Raw genomic sequence first — 235 nt, forward strand, 5'->3', positions numbered from 1 at the left:
ATATATTCGGATCACTGGTCCAGTTATGTGGATCGCTGATCCGAATAAGCTTATCCCGCAGCGCGGGCAGGAGAAAATGATGCCGACACACACGATGAGGGCGATCCGGCTCCATGAGCACGGCGGCCCTGAAGTCCTGCGTCACGACGAGGTGCCGATTCCCGAGCCGGGGCCGGGCGAAGTGCTCGTTCGCGTTCACGCGATCGGCATCAATCCTCCGGACTGGTACCTGCGC

Annotated in this window: 1 pseudogene; it reads left to right on the forward strand. The window is 60.9% G+C overall.

The features are described from left to right. Positions 1 to 79: 79 nt before the first annotated feature. A pseudogene (locus tag KVT44_RS61455) lies at positions 80 to 235 on the forward strand (NADP-dependent oxidoreductase); the annotation flags it as partial.

It is taken from the genome of Streptomyces sp. GbtcB7 (assembly GCF_019091445.1).
Lineage (GTDB): Bacteria > Actinomycetota > Actinomycetes > Streptomycetales > Streptomycetaceae > Streptomyces > Streptomyces mirabilis.